The organism is Sphingomonas lacusdianchii (genome assembly GCF_022664395.1).
Taxonomy (GTDB): Bacteria; Pseudomonadota; Alphaproteobacteria; order Sphingomonadales; family Sphingomonadaceae; genus Sphingomonas; species Sphingomonas lacusdianchii.
Genome location: NZ_JAKRET010000004.1, coordinates 86,731 through 106,612 on the forward strand (window position 1 = coordinate 86,731; position 19,882 = coordinate 106,612).

Genomic DNA, 19,882 nt, shown 5'->3' on the forward strand with positions numbered 1-19,882 from the left:
TTTCCCGGTAATGGCAGACTATCCAACCGGCATCGCCCAGCCGCTCGAACCGCTGGTGACCCGCGTGCTGGCGCGCAATGCCTCTCCCTACACCTATAGCGGTACGCAAAGCTTCGTTGTCGGGGGCAAGGGCGCGGTGGCGGTGATCGATCCGGGGCCGGTCGACGATGTGCATCTGGATGCGATCCTCGCCGCGGTCGGCGGGCGCGAGGTCGCGGCGATCCTGTGTACCCACACCCACCGCGACCATAGTCCTGGCGCGGCGCCGCTGGCGGAGCGGACGGGGGCGGCGATCATCGGTTGCGCGGCGCTGACGATGGACCATGAAGGGCCGCGATCGGACGCGGCGTTCGATACCGACTATCGCCCCGACCGGGTGCTGGCCGATGGCGAGGCGGTGGCGGGCGATGGCTGGACGCTGGTCGCGGTCGCGACGCCGGGGCACACGTCGAACCATCTCGCCTTCGCGCTACCCGAAACGGGCGCGCTGTTCAGCGGCGATCATGTCATGGGCTGGTCGACGACGATCGTGTCGCCGCCCGATGGCGACATGGGCGACTATATGGCCAGCCTCTCGAAGCTGCTGGAGCGGGACGACCGGGTCTATTACCCGGCGCATGGCGATATGGTCGCGACGCCGCAGCGGCTGGTGCGCAGCATGCTCGGCCATCGCCGGCAGCGCGAGGGGCAGATCGTCCGCGCGATCGAACGTGGTACGCACGACGTGCCGGCGATGGTTTCGGCCATGTATGTCGGGCTGGCGCCGGCGCTGGTCGGCGCGGCGCGGCGATCGGTGCTGGCGCATCTGATCGACCTCGAACGGCGCGGGATCGTGCGACAGGAGGCGAATACATGGCATCGCATGTGAGGCCGCAGGCGTTGCGGCTGGCGGTAGCGGCGGTCGTGCTACTGGTGCTGGCGGTCGGCGGCTGGGTGCTGTGGCAGCGCTATGAGGAGCGCTACACCGTCACCACCGAGCCGGACAGCGGGCAGGCGGTGACGCGGATCATCACCGCGCGGCTGTCGGGGGCGAGTGCGCTGAAGGTCGCGTCGCTGTCGGGCACGTTGCAGGCGACGGCCAGCGACGTACGCGGCTTTGGCTGGCTGCGGTCGGATCAGGTCGTCAAGATGCCCTATTCAGTCGATTATTTCGTCGATGTCGGCGGGATCGGCGAGGGGCAGCTCAGCTGGTCGGCGGATACGCGGACGCTGGTGGTCGATGCCCCCGACGTGACGGTGGCGCGGCCGAATATCGACGAGGCGGCGCGGACGTTGATCCAGACCAACGGGCTGTACGTCACGCGCGAGGCGGCGGCGGCGCTGTCGCAGCGCGTGTCGGCGGTGGCGCAGTCGCGGGCCGAACGCGAGGCGCGCAGCCCCGAACGGCTGGCGCAAGCCCGCGAGATGGCGCGGGCCGGGCTGGCACGGTTGCTGGCGGCGCCGCTGGCTGCGGCGGGCGAGGGGAATGTGCGGGTCGTGGTGACCTTTCCGGCCGAACGGGGGGCGAGGGACGGCGAGCGCTGGGACGTTTCGGCCGATCCCGCCGATGTGGTCGCCAATCGGCAGTGAGTTTGGCTCCCCTCCTCGACAAGGGAGGGGAGATCGGTTGCTTGTTCTGATCGGGTTTGCACCCTAGGGGGCAGGTTCACAGGAGACGATGATGAACGCGCGCACCGAATTGCCCACCGGCACCGATTTGCTGGCCGAGATCGACCGGCTGCGCCGCGAGCGCAACGCCGTCATCCTCGGCCATTATTACCAGAAGCCCGAGATCCAGGACCTTGCGGACTTTGTCGGCGACAGTCTCGACCTCAGCCGCAAGGCGGCGGCGACCGATGCCGATGTCATCGCGTTCTGCGGCGTGCGCTTCATGGCGGAGACCGCCAAGATCCTGTCGCCCGACAAGACAGTGATCCTGCCCGACATGGATGCCGGCTGTTCGCTGGAGGATAGCTGCCCGCCCGAACAGTTCGCGGCGTTTCGCGCGCAGCATCCCGATCATATCGCGCTGACCTATATCAACTGTTCGACCGAGGTGAAGGCGCTGTCCGACATCATCGTCACCTCGTCGTCGGCGGAAAAGATCCTGTCGCAACTGCCCGCCGACCAGAAGGTGATCTTCGGTCCCGACCGCAACCTGGGCGGCTATCTGATGCGCAAGACCGGGCGCGACATGCTGTTGTGGCCGGGCGTGTGCATCGTCCACGAGGCGTTCAGCGAGACCGAGTTGCTGAAGCTGAAGGCGCAGCATCCCGGCGCCCCGGTCGCGGCGCATCCCGAATGCCCGGCGATCATCCTCGACCATGCCGATTATGTCGGGTCGACCAGCGGCATCCTCGACTATGCCAAGGCGATGGCCGGCGACACGCTGATCGTCGCGACCGAGCCGCACATCATCCACCAGATGGAAAAGGCAGTGCCGGAGAAGACGTTCATCGGCGCGCCGGGCGCGGACGGCAACTGCAACTGCAATATCTGCCCCTATATGGCGCTCAACACGCTGGAAAAGCTGTACGTCGCGCTGCGCGACCTTAGCCCCCGGATCGAGATCGAGGAAGGGCTGCGCCAGCGGGCGAAGGTGTCGCTCGACCGGATGCTGGCGATGGCGAGCGGCACGGTCGGGCTGGGCGACCTCGGACCGCTGCGCGCGAACTAAGCGCGTCGGTCAGCGGGGCGTGGGGTTACGCCCGCGCCCGTGCGCGCATATCGTCGGCAAGGGGCAGCGGGCGCTGTCCCAGCCAATGGGCGAGGCCGCCGTGCCGCAGCCCGGTGATCGTGCCGAGCATGACCAGCAGCGCGGCGACGACCACGGCGATCGCGACCAGCGCCGAACGCTGTCCGCCCGCCGCCCAGATCGCCGACAATGCCCAGAAGAACACCAGCGCATAGGGCGGGCAGCCGCGCCCCGCGATCAGCGCCGCCGCCGCGATCCCCCCGCCGAGCACCACGACCGCCGCGGCGATGATCGGTGTTTCCCCCCCGAAATAGACACCGTGCGCGCGCAGCGTCGCGGCGATGTTGACGATCGAGGCGACGGTCAGCCAGCTGGCGAGCGCGGTCAGCGGCAGAACCACGCACCAGCGTTCGCCGGTGGTGAAGCCGCCCGGCCATGCGGACAGGAACCGATAGCTCTTTAGCAGGCACAGCAAGGTGAACAAGATGATCGCCACCGACGGCACGCCCAGCACCGCGACCTGCGTATAGGCGGCCCAGAGCGCATTGCCGAAGAACGCACCGGCGGCGGGACCGCGCAGCCGGGCGAGCAGCGGATTGCCGCGCTGCGACGGCAATGCCTGATACAGCGCGAACGCCAGTGCGCCGGTGTAGAGTGCGCCCCAGATGGCGAACGCCCATCCCGCCGGGGTGACCAGCGTCCGGACCGCATTCGACTGTTCGCCGATCGTGCGCCCGAGACCGATCATCGGCAGGAAAGGGGTCAGGATTTGCGCCGCGGCGCAGACCAGCGGAAGCGCGCGCGACGTCGAAACTGCGTCGGCGTTATCGGGGGAAGCCGTCGTCATGGCGTGCAAACTCGCAGCAGCAAATTAGGTTGCCAAGTGCTACTTGCGCGTAAGTTCCCGAAACAGGACGATTCATGTCGGTTCGCCCGTGCTGCCGGTCGCCGTTCGCCCGCCGAGTCGGGCGTACAATGTCGGCAGGACGAACAGCGTCAGCAGCGTGGCGGAGATCAGCCCGCCGATGACGACCGTCGCCAGCGGCTTCTGTACTTCCGCGCCGGCACCCGACCCCAGCGCCATCGGCACGAAGCCGAGGCTGGCGACCAGCGCGGTCATCGCTACCGGACGCAGGCGGAGCAACGCGCCGGTCCGCGCCGCCTCCGCCCGCGCCATGCCGCCTGCGACCAGTTGCTGGATCGAGCTGACCATCACCAGCCCGTTGAGCACCGCAATCCCCGACAGTGCGATGAAGCCGACCGCCGCCGATACCGAGAAATCGATGCCGCGTGCGTAGAGCAGCAACACCCCGCCGACCATTGCGAAGGGCACGCCGGTAAACACGATCGCCGCATCGCGCACCGACCTGAGCGCACCGTAGAGCAGCAGCAGGATCAGCACGAAACAGGCCGGCACCACCAGCTTCAGCCGCGCGGTGGCGGAGGCGAGGTTCTCGAACTGGCCACCCCATTCGAGATAGCTGCCCGGGGGCAGGCGGACCTGTTCGGCGATCGCCGCCTGCGCATCGGCGACGACCGAGGCGACGTCGCGGCCGCGGACATTGGCCTGCACCACGACGCGGCGCTTGCCGTTCTCGCGGCTGATCTGGTTCGGCCCGTCGACGACGCGGATGTCGGCGACGCTCGACAGCGGCACGCTACCGCCGCCCGCGATCGGCACCGGCACGCGCTGCAAGAGCTGCAGGTCGGCGCGCTGGGTGTCGGACAGGCGGATGACGATCGGCACGCGCCGGTCTCCTTCGAAGATCACGCCCGACGGCCGCCCGCCGATGGTGGCGGTGATGACGTCCTGCACGTCCTGTGCGGTGACGCCGCGCTGTGCCATCGCCATGCGGTCGACGCGGATGTCGAGCATCGGTAACCCCGTCGTCTGTTCGACCTTCACGTCCGCCGCGCCCTTCGTCTGGCGCAGCACCGCAGCGATCCGTTCGGCGGTGCGATTCATCGCGTCGAAATCGTCGCCGAAGACCTTTACCGCGATATCGCCGCGCACTCCGGCGATCAGTTCGTTGAAGCGCATCTGGATCGGCTGGGTGATCTCGTACGCGTTGCCGGGAATTTTCGACAGGTCGTGCTCGATCCGCTCGACCAGTTCGGCCTTGGGCAAACGCGGGTCGGGCCATTCGGAACGGGGTTTGAGGATCACGAACATGTCGGTGGCGTTGGGCGGCATCGGGTCGGAGGCCAGTTCGGCGGTGCCGGTCTTCGAATAGACGAAGCGCACTTCGGGCTGGCGCGACATCATCCGTTCGATCGGAACCTGCATCGCCTGACTCTGCTGGACCGAGGTCGCGGGAATGCGCAGCGCCTGGATCAGCAGGTCACCTTCGTCGAGTTGCGGCAGGAACACCTGCCCCAATCCGGCAAAGGCGAGCAGCGCGACGATCAGGCTGGCGATGCCCGCACCGATCGTGAGCGACGGGCGTTTCATCGCGCGGTCGAGGCCGGGTTCGTAGCGGCGTTTCAGCCAAGACACGATCCGCCCGTCCTTCTCCTCGATCCGCCGCGACAGCAGCAAGGCGATCATTGCGGGGACGAAGGTCAGCGACAGGACGAAGGCGAAGGCGAGGGCGATGATGACGGTCAGCGCCATCGGCACGAAGGTCCGCCCCTCGACCCCCGACAGGGTGAGGAGCGGCACATAGACGAGGATGATGATCGCCTGTCCATAGACTGATGGCCGGATCATCTCGCGCGCCGCCGCCGTCACCGTGGACAGGCGTTCGTCGGTGGTCAGCAGCCGCCCCTCGGCATATTGCCGGTCGGCCAGACGCCGCATCGCATTTTCGACGATGATGACCGCGCCGTCGACGATCAGCCCGAAATCGAGCGCGCCCAGACTCATCAGATTGGCCGACACCCCGGCATGCAGCATGCCGAAACCGGTCAGCAGCATCGTGATCGGGATGACCAGTGCCGCAATCACCGCCGCGCGGAAATTGCCGAGCAGGAGGAAGAGGACGACGATGACGAGTACCGCGCCTTCGGAAAGATTTTTCCCGACGGTGGCGATGGTCGCGTTGACCAGCGCGGTACGGTCGAGCACCGGCTGCACCACCACGTCGGGCGGCAGCGAGGCGTTGATCGACTTGAGCTTGGCCGCGACCGCGGTGGCCACGGTCCGGCTGTTCTCACCGATGCGCATGATCGCGGTGCCGACGACCACCTCGGTACCGTTTTCGGAGGCTGAACCCATCCGCACCGCTTGTCCGGTGCGCACCGTTGCCACCTGATCGAGCGTGATCGGCACGCCTTCGCGGGTGGCGATGACCATGCGCGACAAATCGGCGGCGCTGCGCACCAGCGCGTCGGAGCGCACCGCCAGTCCCTCGCCACCGCGATCGACGAAGCCGCCGCCGACGCTGCTGTTGTTGCGCTCCAGCGCGGTGCCGAGTTCGGTCAGCGTCAGGTTCAGCGCCGCCAGCCGCTGGATATCCGGCACGACGAGGAACTGCTTGGCATAGCCGCCGATCGAATCGACGCCCGCCAGCCCCGGTACGGTCTTGAGCAGCGGCGTGACGATCCAGTCCTGCGCGGTGCGCAGATAGGTCGCCTTGTCCTCCTCGCTGACCAGCCGTTCGCCCTCGGGTGTGATATAGCTGCCATCGGGCTGCTGGCCGGGCTCGCCGGGCTTGTGCAGATCGTCGGCGCGGTGCTGGAGCCGGACGGTGTACATATAGACTTCGCCGAGGCCGGTCGCGATCGGTCCCATTTCCGGCGTGACGCCGGGGGGCAGGCTTTCCTGCACGCCCTGCAACCGTTCGCCGACCTGTTGCCGGGCGAAATAGATGTCGGTCGATTCATCGAAGACGGCGGTGATCTGCGCAAAGCCGTTGCGGCTGAGCGAGCGGGTATATTCGAGGCCGGGCGTGCCGGCGAGCGCGGTCTCGATCGGGAACGAGACCTGTTTCTCGACCAGTTCGGGTGAGAGAGCGGGCGCGCGGACGTTGATCTGCACCTGATTGTTGGTGATGTCGGGCACGGCGTCGATCGGCAGGCGATAGAGCGACCATGCGCCGATGGCGGTGGCAATGAGGGTCAGCAGCAGCACCAGCCAACGCCGGGCGACCGACCATGCGACAATGCGGGCGATCATCGATCAGTGATCCGCATGGGTGGCTTCGCCCTTGCCGAGTTCGGCCTTGAGCGTGAAGCTGCCGGTGGTGGCGATCTGTTCGTTGCCCGACAGCCCCCGGCGGACGACCACCGCGCCGCCCGATGCGGTGCCGAGCTCGACCGGAACCGCCTTGAACCCCGTCGGGGTGCGGACGAACACGACCGATCGGTTCTCGACCGTCTGGACGGCGGTGGTAGGCACGCGGATCGCGCCGGTGCCCTCGCTGCCGGTCAGGCGGATCGCGGCGGTGACCGGCTCGCCGACCCGCCACTGGCCGCCGCGATTGTCGAGCGTGGCGATAGCGGGGACGAGCCGGGTTTCGGGATCGAGCGCGGGCGAGACGAAGCGGACGCGGGCGGTCGTCTCGCGGCCCGGCGCGGTGACGGTGACGATATTGCCCGGCGCGATGCGGCCGGCATCCTCTGGCTTCAGGCTGAGCGACAGCGCGACGCGCGACAGGTCGGCGACGCGGAACAGTTCGGCGTCCGCAGCGACGGTCTGGCCGAGCACCACCGGGCGGGCGATGATCCGCCCGCCGATCGGCGCGACGACCCCCATGCGGTTGAGGCTGCCGCCCCCGCCGCCGGTCGCAGCCATCATGGCGTTCGCTTGCGTCAGCGCGATGCGCGCCTCGGTCGCGGCGGTGCGCGCGGCGACGAGGTCCTGTTCGGGCGAGACCTGTTGCGCGAACAGCCGCTGTTCGCGGGCAAGATTGGTGTTGGCGAGCGCAAGGCGGGCGCGGGCAGCCTGTACCTCGCCCTTGATCTGCGCGGCCTCGCGGCTCTCGAGCACGGCCAGCGTCTGGCCGCGACCGACCGCTTCGCCGAGATTGCGGTTGAGCGCGACAATGCGACCGCCGATCGCGGCGGAGACGACCTGCGTCGCCTGCGGATCGCCCTCGACGATCGCCGGGATTTCGATCGTCGCCGCGCCGTCGTTGGTCGGGCGGCCCAGTTCGACGCCGGCGAGCGCGATCTGTTCGGTGGTCAGGGTGACGGTCTCTTCGTCATGCTCGCCGCCATGGGCCTCGCCATGGTCGGCCTCGGCGGCTTCGTTGGTGGGGGCGTCGGCGGCGTTGCAGGCGGACAGCAACAGGGCGAGCGCGAGGGTCGTGCGCAAGGTCATCACGGATTCTCCGTCAGCGGCGCAGGGGCGGTCAGACGCTCCAGCTGCGCACGGGCATTCTGATAGTCGGCGAGCGCGTCGATCGCGGCGAGCCGGGTGTCGGCGAGGGTGCGTTCGACGTCGAGCAATTCGGTCTGGCCGAACTTGCCCTCGCGATAGCCGATCCGGGCGATGCGCGCGGCTTCTTGCGCCGCCGCCAGCGCCGGACCGGCAGCGGTCCTTGCGGTGGTCGCGGCGTTGGCGGCCTGAACCTGCGCATCGGTGATCGCCTGCGCGACGTCGAGTGCGGTGACGCGGGCCTGCGCCTCGGCACGGGTGCGTTCGGCGCTGGCCTGCGCGATCGCGGCGCGGCCCCGGTCGAACAGGGGGATTGGCAGCGACAGCGCGAGGACGGCGGCGGTGTCGTTGGTCGCCTCCAGCCGCCGGATCGCCGGCCCGATATTCAGGTCGGGGATACGCGCGGCGCGGGCGAGGCGGATGCCGGCATCGGCAACGGCGATATCGGCCCGCGCCGCCGCCAGTGCCAGCGTGCCGTCGGGCGCGACCGGCGCGGCGGGGCCTTACACAGCGGGGGGCAGGCGGTCGAGCAATGCGTCGTCGAGGCGGCCCATGACCGGCTGCCCGGTCCGCCGCGCCAGATTGGTGCGCGCCGCCGCCGCCAGTCGCTCGGCGCGTTCGATCCCCGCCTCGGCATTGAGGCGTGCGACCTCGGCGCGCTGGCGTTCCAGCGGCGATGCGCGACCGGCCTCGACCCGGATCGTGGCGACGCGCAGCGCTTCGGTGGCGATCCGTGCCTGTTCGCGCGCGGTCGCGACACGGCGGTCGGCGGCGAGCGCGCCGACATAGAGTTGGGTGACTTGCAGCCGCAGGTCGGCCGCGATCACCGCCGCCGCGATCCGGGTGCGCGACAGCTGCGCCCCGGCGACCGCGCCGCGTGCGCTCCGCTTGCCGCCGAGTTCAATGGGTATGGCGATGCCCAGCGTCGTCTCGGCGCTGCGCAGTCCCTGATAGGCGCCCGATCCGACGATGTTTTCGACCTGCGCCTGCACCTGCGGATTGGGGCGGAGCGCGGCAACGGCGCGTGCCTGTTCGGCGGCGTCGATCGCAGCGGTGGCGGCGTCGATCGACGGGGCGGACCCGCCGCCTGCGCGGAGTGCCGCTTCGAGCGTATAGACCGGCCCGGCGTCTGCGGGCGCGGTTTGCGCCATGGCCGGACCGGCGCACGACGCCGCGGCCAGTACGGCCGCGAACCAGATTTGCATGATGGAGAAATCCCGACGAACTGCGTCAGGCCGGTCGCAACCGGCCGGCGGCATTCGTCAGGCGGCGGGCGGCCGCAGTGCCGGATCGATCGCGCGCGACACTTGCCCGCGATCCTGCGCCAGCGTCGCCGGATTGGCGGACGCCAGCGACAACAGCGTCATCGCACCACGCTGTGGAACGCTGAAGGTACCGGCATGGCAGTTGCCATGATGATGCAGCGCCGCCTTGTCGCTATCGCCGCCATCGGGGGCGGTGTCGGCGTCGTCATGGACCGTGCCCGAGCATTCGACGGTCGCCGGCCCGGCCGATTCGCGCGCATGCACCGTTGTCGCCAGCACCAGCGACGACAGCAGCAGCATCAGCAACAAGGACCAAGCTCGGGTCAGCACGGGCGCGACCCTATCGTATCCGCGAGGGAAAGTCATCACGGGACTGGACGATCAAAAACGATATGTTATAACATGTCACATGCTACAAACGATCGAATGCAGACGGTCCGCGCCACCCGCCCATGCCTGTACGACGGCAGACGGGAAGGGGATCGACGCCATCCTCGCCGAACCGGTCAACCTCGCCATCTGGCAGCGCGACGACGCGCCGGTGGTCGACTCGGGTGATCTCGACGCGGTGGCAGATGTTGCGCTCATCGTCCCGGCTGGAGCACGCTCGGCGATACCGGACGCACTGAGAGCGGCGGGCTATGACGATGCGCTGGCGGCGCTGCTCGGGCACGATATCGCCGACCTCGCCGCGCGCTTCGCGGCGCTGCTGGCGCTCGACCGGGTGGCGATCCGGCTGGAGGTGGTCGAGACCGATGCGTGTCGCCGCTTCCACGCCGATTATGTCGCGGTGCGGCTGATCTGCACTTATGCCGGGCCGGGAACGCAGTGGCTGGCGAACGACGATGCGCTGGCGTTGGCGGGGGGCGTCGAGCCGACGACGATCCGTTCGATCGCGACCGGCGACGTCGCGCTGTTCAAGGGGCACGACCGGTCGGAGACGCCGATCGTCCACCGCTCGCCGCCGATCGCCGGCACGGGTACCCGGCGGCTGGTGCTGGTGATCGACCCGGCGCGCGCCGATCAGCCGGCGGCGGCGATCGGTTCCGCTGCGACGGGCGCGAAGCCGGCGAGATAGGGGTGCGCCAGCACGCGGCGGGCATTGCGCTCGCCGATCGCCGTGTCGTTGACGAGGCGGCTGCCCGCCACCGTGCGATATTGCGCGACACAGGCGTCGATCCGGGCGAAGCGCGCCCCGGCCGCCCCGGCGCGGGTGTAAAAATCCCAGTCGTTGCAATTGTGGAAGCTGGGATCGAACCCGCCGACCCGTTCGACCATTGCGCGGCGGACCACCGACCAGCTCGGCCCGATCACGCCCCCGCTGGCCAGTCCGGCGCGGATGCAGTCGCCGTCCCAGCCGCATTCGGGATCGGTCGGATCCGCATCGCCCTCGACCCGCGCGAAATGGCCGACGATGATGTCGTTGGCGCTGCTGGTCGCCTTCCCGAGCAACGCCCGTGCCGCACCGGGCAGCCAGACATCGTCGCTGTCGAGGAACGCGATCCAATCGGCCGTGGCGAGCGCCGCGCCGCTGTTGCGCGCCTGCGACGCGCCGACATTGCGCGGCAGGATCATCGCGACGACGCACGGGTCGGCGGCGGCCAGCGCGCGGATGACGGCGGCACTGTCGTCGCTCGATCCGTCATCGACCACGATCACGCGTTCCGGGGCCGGCACCTGTGCCAGCACGCTCGCCACCGCATCGGCGACCACGTGCGCGCGGTTATGGCACGGGATGACGACGTCGTACGACGCGACGAACGGATCGGCGGATTGCAGCATGTCCGACCCATGCCAGAACCACGCGCGCAATCAAGCGCTGCTACCGTACCCGATCAGCGCCCGCTGCCGTACCGCAGCCTTGCGCCCGCATAGTAATAGCGTCCGACCGGCGAGATGGGCACGTTGGTCTCGAACCCGATATCGGGCCGCTGATCGCCCAGATTGTTGACGCCGCCATAGAAGGAGAAGTCGTCATTGACCGCGACCTGCGCCTGCACGTCGTGGCTCCACAACTGCTTGTACCGGAAATAGCGCGGATCGACGAGGCTGGGGTTGCTGTCGGTATCGATGCGGGGAAAGCGGCGGACGCCGTTCTGCCAGCGCAGATTATAGCTGAGCGTCAGCACGCCGCTGTTCCATGTCGGCGAGAAGGCCAGCGTGTAGCGCGGGCGGAAGGGTTGATCGACATTGTTCTCGGTCACCGCGCCCGGCGTCGCCACCTGTTCGAGCCGGTCGAGATAGCCGCCGACCAGCCGCAGGTCGAAATCACCCGCCGATGCGGTCGAGAAGCGATAGGTCAGGTTCAGTTCGGCGCCCGCGGTGCGGAAGGCGGCGACGTTTTGCGGCTGCACGATGAAGCCGTTGATGAAGCCGCTGCCCGCGCGGCGGGTGATCGACCCGCAATAGGCATTGTCGAGGTTCGGCTGATCGACGCACAGTTGCGCGATGGTATTGGCGTCGGGGGTATTGATCGCGTCGCGCAGATCGATGTCGTACCAGTCGAGCGCGATCGACAGGCCCGGCACGAAATCGGGACGCAGGACGAGGCCGGCGGTCCAGGTGCGGGCGACTTCGGGGCGCAAATTGCGATTGCCCTCCTGCGTGCCCGGAATGAAGATCGTCGCATCGGGATTGTTGGCGGCGGTGAAGTTCGCGAAATCGCCGCCGGCGGCGGCGATCAACGTCCGGCAATTCTCGGCGCGGAACGACGTGCCGAGGCTGCGATTGGCGACATAGCAGGGGTCGGAGAAGAAATTGCTGGTGCCGGTCTGCGGGCGGAAGATCTCGCCGATATTGGGCGCGCGCACCGATCGACCATAGGATCCCCGGACGCTGATCGCCGCGATCGGCGCATAGATCGCGTTGAACTGATAGGCGCGGGTCGATCCGATCGTCGAATAATCGGACAGGCGGCCCGCCGCGCCGACCGACAGCAGATGCGCGAAGGGGACCTCCTTCAACAGCGGCGCATTGACCTCGCCGAAGGCTTCCCACACGTCGAAGCTGCCGTCCGAAGGGGTCGGGATGATATATTCGTCATATTGGTAGAAGGCGTTGTCGATCAGCGCCTGTGCCGGGCGGAAGCGGCTCGATTCGCGGCGATATTCGCCACCGGCGGCAAAGGCGACCGGGCCGCCGGGCAGTTCGAAGAACTGGCCGAGATCGCCGGTCAGCGATGCGGTCGCGACATGTTGTTCGATGCGCGCGTTGCTGACCGGGTTGCTCAGATAATAGCCGAACGAGCGGCCATCGACGGTATTGCCGCCAAAGGTGTTGACCGGCACGCAGCCCGCCGCTCGCGCCTCGGCCGAACGGCACACGATCGCGCCGCTACCGTCGCGCACCGCATCGAGTGCGTTGAGGAATTGGGTGTTGAGCCGGTCGTTCAGCTTGGTCGCGCGCACGTCGGTGCGGCCATAGGTGTAGGAGACGTCGTAGCTGGCATGATCGGTCAGCCGCCCGCTGATATCGACGACGCCGCGCCACGTCCGCCGCCGGTCGCGCTCGCCGCGGCGGGGAATGTCGAAATTGTTGCGGCTGATATCGACCGAGGTGAGGCCGGCGGCGCGCGCGGCGGTCAGGATCGACGCCGGGATGAACGGATTGTCGAGCGCGATGGTCGCCGGATAATTGCCGCCATAGCCGCTGAAGCTGGTCACCTCGCTCTGGACGAACTTGCCCTCCACCGACAGCTTGAATGCGTCGGAAACATCGAAATGGGCGAGCGCGTTGACGGCGTGGCGTTCGGTGCGCGGCAGGATATCGCCGATATAGCCCGCGACCGGCGTATCGTCGCCGCCGATCGAATAGCCGTCATTCTGCAGGAACCGGCCGGGGGTGTAGAGCGCGCCGTCGCCGCGAAACACCTGATCGCCGATGACGACATAGCCCTGGTTCGATCCATAGGGATAGCGAAGGTCGGTGACCGGGCCGATCTTGTAGCTGCCCGCGCGGGTCGGGTCGTAGCCGTCGAGGTTCACGAAATACTGCCGCTGGGCGAGCGTCAGATAGTCGCGATCGTCGTTCGCCAGCGGATCATCGGCATTATATTCATAGGAGAGCGTCAGGTTGCCGCGTCCTTCGGCGAAGTTGCGCCCGGCGATCAGCGAGGCGAAGCGGTTACCGGCATCGCCGCGCTCCGAAATGCCCGCCTGTGCGCGTGCGGCGATCCCGTCGAAATCACGGCGCAGCACGAAGTTGACGACGCCCGACACGCCGTCCGCGCCATAGATGGCGGAAGCGGCACCGGTCAGCACGTCGACGCGCTCGATCAGGTCGGTCGGGATCGCGTTGATGTCGACGGCGGCGGTGTCGGGCTGTCCGGCGACATGGCGGCGCTCATTGACCAGCACCAGCGTCCGGCTGGGGCCGAGGCCGCGCAGATCGAGCAGGTTCAGTCCGACCTGTCCCAGCGCGCCATCGGCCTGGTTGCGGCCGGCGGTGCGCGTGCTGTCGAGCGAGTTGGTCAGCGCGGGGACGCGTTGCAGGAAGCTGGTGACATTGGTGGTGCCCGACTGGCGCAGTTCCTCCGCCCCCAGCGACACGACCGGGTTGGGCGCGGCATAATCGGGGCGGGCGATGCGCGATCCGGTGACGACGATTTCGCTGCCCTCGTCGCTTGCGGGCGGCGTTTCGGGCGCGGTCTGGGCGTGCGCCGACGCAGCGGCGAACAGCGCCGCTCCAGCGAGCAGGCGACGGCGGATGGTGATCGGCATGATTTTGGTTCCCCCGACCGGCGCGCCCCGTGGACGTCGTTTCTGGTCGAACGGCAAAACGGTCAGTGCTTCGAAAGGGTTCGGCTGTGTACGCGGCGGACCATGAAAACTGCCGTTTCTACCGGTGTTTAGGGTCCGGCTCGCTGGCGCGGGGCGCCACGATCCGGCATCGTCGCACGGTGCAGAGCCGGAACGAACAAGGCGGGCCGACCCGCAGGGCCATGCTCGGCATGCTGCCCGCGCTGGCGATCGGGGCCTGTGCGCGATCGACCGGCGTTGCGCCGCTGCGCGTCTGGGCGATGAGCTATGAAGGCGATTATTCCCCGCATCTGATGCCCGGCTTCACCGCCGCCACCGGCATTCCGGTCGAGGTCCAGTCGCTGCCCTCCACCGCGTCGCACGAAAAGCTGCTGACGGCGCATGCCGGGGGGGCGTTGCCCGACGTGTTGATGTTGTTCAACGGCTGGATCCGCGAATTCGCGATGATCCGCGCGGTCGCGCCGGTGCCGTCGCCCGCGCTGACCGCCGGGCTGTCCCCCGGTATCCGCGATGCGCTGCGCATCGACGGGCGCGATTATGCGGTGCCGTGGTCGGTCGCGCCGCAGGTCCAATATTACCGAACCGATATCGTGGGGGAGGCGGGCTATGCCGCGCCGCCGCTCGACTGGGGGGGGTGGCTGACGATGGCGCGGGCGATCAAGCGGCGGCGGCCCGACAACTATGTCTTCCTGATGCTGCTCAACTGGCCGGGCGCGTTGCTGACGATGATGACGCAGGCGGGGGCGACGATGTTGCGCGACCATGCGACGCGCGGCAATTTCCGGTCCGATCCGGTGCGCGCCGCCTTTGCCTATTACGCCAATCTCTTCGCCGAAGGGCTGGCGCCGCGGGCTGCCTCGACCGAGGTACAGGACCCGCTGGCCGCATTCGCGCAGGGCTATTTCGCGATCTGGCCGAGTTCGCCGACGACATTGCTCGACCTGCGTCGCCGGGCCACCGATATTCCGCCCGAACGCTGGGCGACCGCGCGGCTGGCCGGTCCGAACGGGCCGGGTCCGGTATCGGGCGACAGCGCCAGCCTGTGCGTGTCGACGACGACCGATCGCCCGGCCGAGGCATGGGCGCTGGTCCGCCACATGACGTCGCGCGACAGCGAACTGACCTTTCAGCGGATGATCGGCAATCTGCCCGCGCGACTGGACGCATGGGATGCGCCGCAACTGGCGCTGCCGGTGCTGCGTGCGTTCCGCGAACAGATGGCGCAACCCGCGCCGATCCCGCCGGTCGTCGAATGGGAACGCATCCAAGGCGAGATCCAGTTGGCCGCCGAACGCGTGGTGCGCGGGCTTCAGACCATCGGACAGGCACTGACCGCGCTCGACGAACGCGTCGACCAGTTGCTGGCGAAGCGGCGCGCGCTGGTCGATGCGGGGCGGATCGCATGACCCGCCAGTCACGCGCCGCATGGCTCTTCACCGCGCCGGTGCTGACCATCATCCTGATCGTGCTGGTGATTCCCACGATCGCGGCGCTGGCGCTGTCGGTGACAGACTATTCGGTCTATGCGCTGGCCGATCCCGGCAATCTGCATTTCGTCGGCATCGACAATTTCGTCGAACTGCTGGCGACGCCGCTGTTCTGGCGATCGCTGAAGAATACGCTGATCTTTGCGGTGCTGGGCGTGCCGATGGCGATCGGCACGTCGCTGTTGGCGGCGCTGCTCCTCAACGACGCGACGGTGCGGTGGAAGCCGTTGTGGCGCGTCGCGCTGTTCGCGCCCTATGTCACCAGCGTGGTCGCGACCGCGGTCGTGTGGCGGTTCCTGTTCAACGAACGCTTCGGCCTGCTCAATCAGGGGCTGGCGCTGATCGGCATTCCGCGCGTCGACTGGCTGGGCAACCCGAACAGTTCGATCCCGGCGATCCTGATCTTCGTGACGTGGAAGATTTTCGGCTACAACATGATCGTGTTCACCGCCGCGCTGGCCGCGGTGCCGCAGGATTTGATGGAAGCGGCGCGGCTCGACGGGGCGGGGCGGTGGCTGCGCTTCCGCCACGTGACGCTGCCGGCAATCGGGCCGACGCTGCTGCTGGCGGCGGTGATGAGCGTCGCCGGGTTCCTCCAGATCTTCGCCGAACCCTATGTAATGACGCTCGGCGGACCGGCGCAGAGCACGACGACGGTGCTGTATTTCATGTTCGAGGAAGGGTTCAAATGGTGGAACCTGGGACAGGCGAGCGCGGTCGCGTTCGTCCTGTTCGTCATGATCCTGCTGCTCACCTGGATCCAGAGCCGCATCGGCAGGCGTAACGAATGGCTGTGAGGAAACTGCGCGCGATCGTCGCCAATGCCGCGGTCGTCGCGCTGGTCGCGCTGACCGTCGCACCGCTTGTCTATATGGTGATCGTGTCGTTCATGCCGCGCGGGGAATCGGGCACGTTGCCGATCCCGCTATGGCCGTCGCGCTGGTCGCTGGAAAATTACCACGAATTGCTGGTGCGGCGGCAGATCAATGGGGCATGGTTCGATTATCGCATCCTGCCCGCGCTCAGGAACAGCATCGGCGTCGCCATGCTCGCGACGCTGTTCGGGCTGCTGCTGACCGTGCCGGCGGGCTATGCCTTTGCCAAGCTGCGCTTTCGTGGGCGGGAGCGGTTGCTGAAATTGCTGATCGCCGCACTGGTCGTGCCGGGACAGGTCGCGATGCTGCCGCTGTTCCTGATCTTCCGCCACCTGGGGCTGGTCAACAGCTATGCCGGGGTGATCCTGCCGGGGCTGGCGGGGATTTTCGGCGTGCTGTTCGTGCGACAGGCGACGCTGGCGATCCCCGACGAACTGATCGATGCGGCGCGGATGGACGGGGCCAGCGAGTTGCGCATCTTCCGCACGATCGTCCTGCCGCTGCTGACGCCGGTGGTGGTGACGCTGGCGCTGTTCACCTTCCTCGCCAGCTGGAACGACTTCATGTGGCCGCTGGTGGTCCTCGCCTACCAGCAGCGCTACACCCTGCCGGTCGCGGTCGCGGCGATCGCGCGCGAACATGCCGCCGATGGCGAATTGATGATGGCGGCATCGGTGGTGACGACGATGCCGGTGCTGCTGATCTTCCTGTTGCTCCAGCGCTATTATCTGACCGGGCTGCTCGGCGGCGGGGTCAAGGGATAGGCGCGGCCGTCGGCGGCGAAGACATGCGCGTCGTGTGGCGCGATCGAGAAATGCAGTACCTCGCCCAGCGTCACCGACCGGTCGCCGGGCAGCTGTGCGACGATCGTGTCGACATCGCCACGCGCGCCCAGATGCGCGAACGACAGCGGCCCCAGCCGTTCGAACAACTCGACCGCGCCCGCGAACGGGCCGTCCTCATCGGGTAACAAATGTTCGGGCCGGACGCCCAGCGTGACGGCGGTGCCGATATCGTCGGTGCTCACCTGTGCCGCGGTCGCCACCAGCGCGCCGTCGGGCAGGCGCAGCGTCGCCCCGGTCGGCGTCACTGCGGCGAGCATCGCGGGCAACAGGTTCATGCCCGGCGATCCGATCGCGGCGGCGACGGCGATGCTGGCCGGGCGGCGATAGACCTCGATCGGATCGCCGACCTGTTCGATCCGTCCGGCGCTCATTACGACGATGCGGTTGGCGAGCGTCATCGCCTCAAGCTGGTCGTGCGTCACATAGATCATCGTCGCGCCAAGTTGCTGATGCAGGCGTGCGAATTCGTGCCGCATCCGCGCGCGCAGCGACGTGTCGAGATTGGAGAGCGGTTCGTCGAGCAGCAGCACCTGCGGCCGGCGGACGATCGCGCGGGCGATCGACACGCGCTGCCGCTGGCCCCCCGACAGCGCGCGCGGGCGACGGTCGAGCAGGTCGGTCAGGTCGAGCATCGCCGCCGCTTCGGCGACACGCTCGGCTATCTCCTGCTTGGGCAGGCCGGCGACCTTCAGCGGAAAGGCGATGTTCCCGGCGACGGTCAGATGCGGGTAGAGGGCATAGGACTGGAACACCATCGCCACGCCGCGTTCGGCGGGCGGGGCATCGGTGACATCGCGCCCGCCGATCAGGATACGGCCTTCGCTGGCACTCTCCAGCCCGGCGATCATCCGCAGCAGCGTCGACTTGCCGCAGCCCGATGGGCCCACCAGCACGACGAATTCGCCATCGGCGATTTGCAGATCGCTGGGGGATAGAGCGATCGTTTCGCCGAAGCGCTTGCCAAGTCCTGCAATGTCGACCGCCGCCATGATCTCTCCCGCCTATTACAGCGACTTACGCGTAACTGGGGGCGGCGCAACGATTGGTGCGGTAGCGGCGGTTCGCGGGAGTCCCGCTACGGGGCGGGCAAATCCTGCCTGGCACGGGGAGGGGGACCAGCGAAGCTGGTGGAAGGGGGTGTCGGCAAACGCCGCCCGGTCGTTTCGGGCAATACCCCTCCACCATCCGCTGCGCGGACGGTCCCCTCCCCGCAGGCGGGGAGGAGCTTAAATCGACTTAGAAGCGGAAGGCGGTTCCGACGTAGATCGCCTGGCTGTCGCGGCGATCCGGGACGATACGCAGCATGCGTTCACGCTCCGAGCGATAGCGGACACCGGCGGTGACATCGAGGTTGCGGGTCAGCTTGTACGATCCGCCCATGTCGAGCGAATAGCCCGACGGATCGGCGATCAGCGCAGGCTGATCGGCGAGCGGACGATCGCTGCTCGCGCCGACACGGCCGGTGAACTTGCGGCCCGAATAGCTGACGCCGACGCCCATCTGTTCGCGGCTGCCCGGCTGCCCGGCAAGGTCGAGACGGGTCATGTCGCCCGATACCGCCAGCCGCTTCCAGCCGACCGACATGCCGAGATTATAGGCGACCGGATTGAGCGTCTGTACCGGCGCCGCCGCGGCGACGCGATCGGGCAGGCGGTTCGGCTGGATCGTGCGGCTGCGCACCGCGACCTTGACCGAACGGTTGCCGATCACCGCCCCTTCGGACGGCGTGAACTGAAAACCCGGTGCGTTGAGCGCAGTGCGCGACAGCGCGGCGGCGAGCCGCGGATCGGCCGAGGCCGGGGTGAACGAACCGAAAGCGACCAGCGGCATCGATTCGGGATTGAGCCGCTTCAGGACGCGCGGTGCGCGCTGTTCCTGCGCGAAGAGCGCAGGGGACGCACCGAGACCGGCGGCGACAATCGCCCCCAATCCTATGCCAGCCCAGATCCTGCTGCCCGTCATCATTTCCCTCACTCCCCGCCAATGGCGCTACCACGATTCGGTTGCGTGGCACCACCGGCTCCGGTCGCTTTCCGGCGACCTGTTGCATCGAACCCACATATTTGTCCGACCAAGCTGCAACCTGCGCCGATCCGGGGCCGCAATCGATCGCGCCCGCCCGGTTCCGGCCGCGTGTCACCAACCCGCTTGCCGCGTCCGCGCCACCTCCTATAGAAGCGGCGCGAACTGCCGTAATGGCCTGTAGTCAAGGAACCGCTCATGAACCGCCCGCTGCTTATCGCGTTGCTGGCAACCTTTGCCCTGCCGATGGCCGCATGCAGCGGGGGCAAGGGGCGCGTCGCCGGCGATCTCGCCGCGTCGAAGGTCACGACGATCGGCGTCAATAGCTATCTGTGGCGTGCCAGCCTCGACACGCTGTCGTTCATGCCGCTGACCCAGACCGATTCGAACGGTGGTGTCATCGTCACCGACTGGTACGTCAATCCGGCGACGCCGACCGAGCGGACCAAGGTGACGGTCGCGATCCTCGACCAGGACCTGCGCGCCGATGCGCTGCGCGTCGCGGCGCTGCGCCAGATCAATCGCGGCGGCCAGTGGGTCGAGGCGCCGGTCGAGGCGGCGACGGTGCAGAAGCTGGAAGACATCATCCTGACGCGGGCGCGCGACCTGCGCCGCGGGGCGGTGACCGGCTGAGCGA

General features: G+C 68.1%; 16 protein-coding genes and 1 pseudogene. 8 read left to right on the forward strand and 9 right to left on the reverse strand.

Going from position 1 to position 19,882, the window contains the following annotated elements:
- Positions 1-10 precede the first annotated feature (10 nt).
- From MF607_RS07220 to nadA, 3 genes are all read left to right on the forward strand, one after another.
- Positions 11-868 carry an MBL fold metallo-hydrolase gene (locus MF607_RS07220; RefSeq protein ID WP_242116932.1) on the forward strand — a complete coding sequence of 286 codons (858 nt, stop codon included), beginning with the start codon at positions 11-13 and terminating at the stop codon, positions 866-868.
- On the forward strand, positions 853-1,569 hold the full coding sequence (locus tag MF607_RS07225; RefSeq protein ID WP_242116933.1) for a DUF4230 domain-containing protein: 717 nt from the start codon (positions 853-855) through the stop codon (positions 1,567-1,569). Before MF607_RS07220 ends, MF607_RS07225 begins: the two co-directional genes overlap by 16 nt.
- A 91-nt stretch (positions 1,570-1,660) precedes the next feature.
- Positions 1,661-2,656 (forward strand): quinolinate synthase NadA, encoded by a 996-nt coding sequence (gene nadA / locus MF607_RS07230; RefSeq protein ID WP_242116934.1) that lies wholly within the window; start codon positions 1,661-1,663, stop codon positions 2,654-2,656.
- A 25-nt stretch (positions 2,657-2,681) separates the two neighbouring features.
- Here the strand turns inward: nadA and MF607_RS07235 are convergent, their stop codons facing one another.
- From MF607_RS07235 to MF607_RS07255, 5 genes and pseudogenes are all read right to left on the reverse strand, one after another.
- Entirely contained in the window at positions 2,682-3,521 is an 840-nt protein-coding gene (locus MF607_RS07235; RefSeq protein WP_242116935.1) for a hypothetical protein, read from the reverse strand.
- 72 nt (positions 3,522-3,593) lie between these two features.
- Positions 3,594-6,791, reverse strand: a complete 3,198-nt coding sequence (locus MF607_RS07240) for an efflux RND transporter permease subunit (protein ID WP_242116936.1) — start codon at positions 6,789-6,791, stop codon at positions 3,594-3,596.
- Positions 6,792-6,794: 3 nt separating this feature from the next.
- Entirely contained in the window at positions 6,795-7,937 is a 1,143-nt protein-coding gene (locus MF607_RS07245) for an efflux RND transporter periplasmic adaptor subunit (RefSeq protein WP_242116937.1), read from the reverse strand.
- Positions 7,937-9,199 (reverse strand): annotated as a pseudogene (locus tag MF607_RS07250) (TolC family protein). The gene MF607_RS07245 and the pseudogene MF607_RS07250 overlap by 1 nt, the downstream one beginning before the upstream one ends.
- A 57-nt stretch (positions 9,200-9,256) precedes the next feature.
- Positions 9,257-9,589: a hypothetical protein gene (locus MF607_RS07255; protein ID WP_242116939.1), complete on the reverse strand. Its 333-nt coding sequence runs from the start codon at positions 9,587-9,589 to the stop codon at positions 9,257-9,259.
- A 79-nt stretch (positions 9,590-9,668) separates the two neighbouring features.
- Here MF607_RS07255 and MF607_RS07260 point away from each other — a divergent pair, with 79 nt between their 5' ends.
- Positions 9,669-10,337 (forward strand): DUF1826 domain-containing protein, encoded by a 669-nt coding sequence (locus MF607_RS07260; RefSeq protein WP_242116941.1) that lies wholly within the window; start codon positions 9,669-9,671, stop codon positions 10,335-10,337.
- Here the strand turns inward: MF607_RS07260 and MF607_RS07265 are convergent.
- Both MF607_RS07265 and MF607_RS07270 read right to left on the reverse strand, forming a co-directional pair.
- On the reverse strand, positions 10,283-11,041 hold the full coding sequence (locus tag MF607_RS07265; protein ID WP_242116944.1) for a glycosyltransferase family 2 protein: 759 nt from the start codon (positions 11,039-11,041) through the stop codon (positions 10,283-10,285). The two genes, MF607_RS07260 and MF607_RS07265, sit on opposite strands and share 55 nt — an antisense overlap.
- Positions 11,042-11,094: 53 nt before the next feature.
- Positions 11,095-13,977 carry a TonB-dependent receptor plug domain-containing protein gene (locus MF607_RS07270; RefSeq protein WP_242116947.1) on the reverse strand — a complete coding sequence of 961 codons (2,883 nt, stop codon included), beginning with the start codon at positions 13,975-13,977 and terminating at the stop codon, positions 11,095-11,097.
- 221 nt (positions 13,978-14,198) lie between these two features.
- Between MF607_RS07270 and MF607_RS07275 the strand changes: the two genes are divergently transcribed.
- The 3 genes from MF607_RS07275 to MF607_RS07285 are packed head-to-tail and all read left to right on the forward strand — an operon-like array spanning position 14,199 to position 17,142.
- Positions 14,199-15,422, forward strand: a complete 1,224-nt coding sequence (locus tag MF607_RS07275) for an extracellular solute-binding protein (RefSeq protein ID WP_242116949.1) — start codon at positions 14,199-14,201, stop codon at positions 15,420-15,422.
- On the forward strand, positions 15,419-16,300 hold the full coding sequence (locus MF607_RS07280; RefSeq protein ID WP_242116951.1) for a carbohydrate ABC transporter permease: 882 nt from the start codon (positions 15,419-15,421) through the stop codon (positions 16,298-16,300). The genes MF607_RS07275 and MF607_RS07280 overlap by 4 nt, the downstream gene beginning before the upstream one ends.
- On the forward strand, positions 16,291-17,142 hold the full coding sequence (locus tag MF607_RS07285) for a carbohydrate ABC transporter permease (RefSeq protein WP_242116952.1): 852 nt from the start codon (positions 16,291-16,293) through the stop codon (positions 17,140-17,142). The genes MF607_RS07280 and MF607_RS07285 overlap by 10 nt, the downstream gene beginning before the upstream one ends.
- Here MF607_RS07285 and MF607_RS07290 read toward each other — a convergent pair.
- Both MF607_RS07290 and MF607_RS07295 read right to left on the reverse strand, forming a co-directional pair.
- Positions 17,103-18,212: an ABC transporter ATP-binding protein gene (locus tag MF607_RS07290; RefSeq protein ID WP_242116953.1), complete on the reverse strand. Its 1,110-nt coding sequence runs from the start codon at positions 18,210-18,212 to the stop codon at positions 17,103-17,105. The genes MF607_RS07285 and MF607_RS07290 overlap by 40 nt on opposite strands.
- Positions 18,213-18,459: 247 nt before the next feature.
- A complete protein-coding gene (locus MF607_RS07295; RefSeq protein ID WP_347340866.1) occupies positions 18,460-19,188 on the reverse strand; it encodes a hypothetical protein in 729 nt (242 codons plus the stop codon).
- 255 nt (positions 19,189-19,443) lie between these two features.
- Here MF607_RS07295 and MF607_RS07300 point away from each other — a divergent pair, with 255 nt between their 5' ends.
- Positions 19,444-19,878 (forward strand): DUF3576 domain-containing protein, encoded by a 435-nt coding sequence (locus MF607_RS07300; protein WP_242116954.1) that lies wholly within the window; start codon positions 19,444-19,446, stop codon positions 19,876-19,878.
- Positions 19,879-19,882 lie beyond the last annotated feature (4 nt).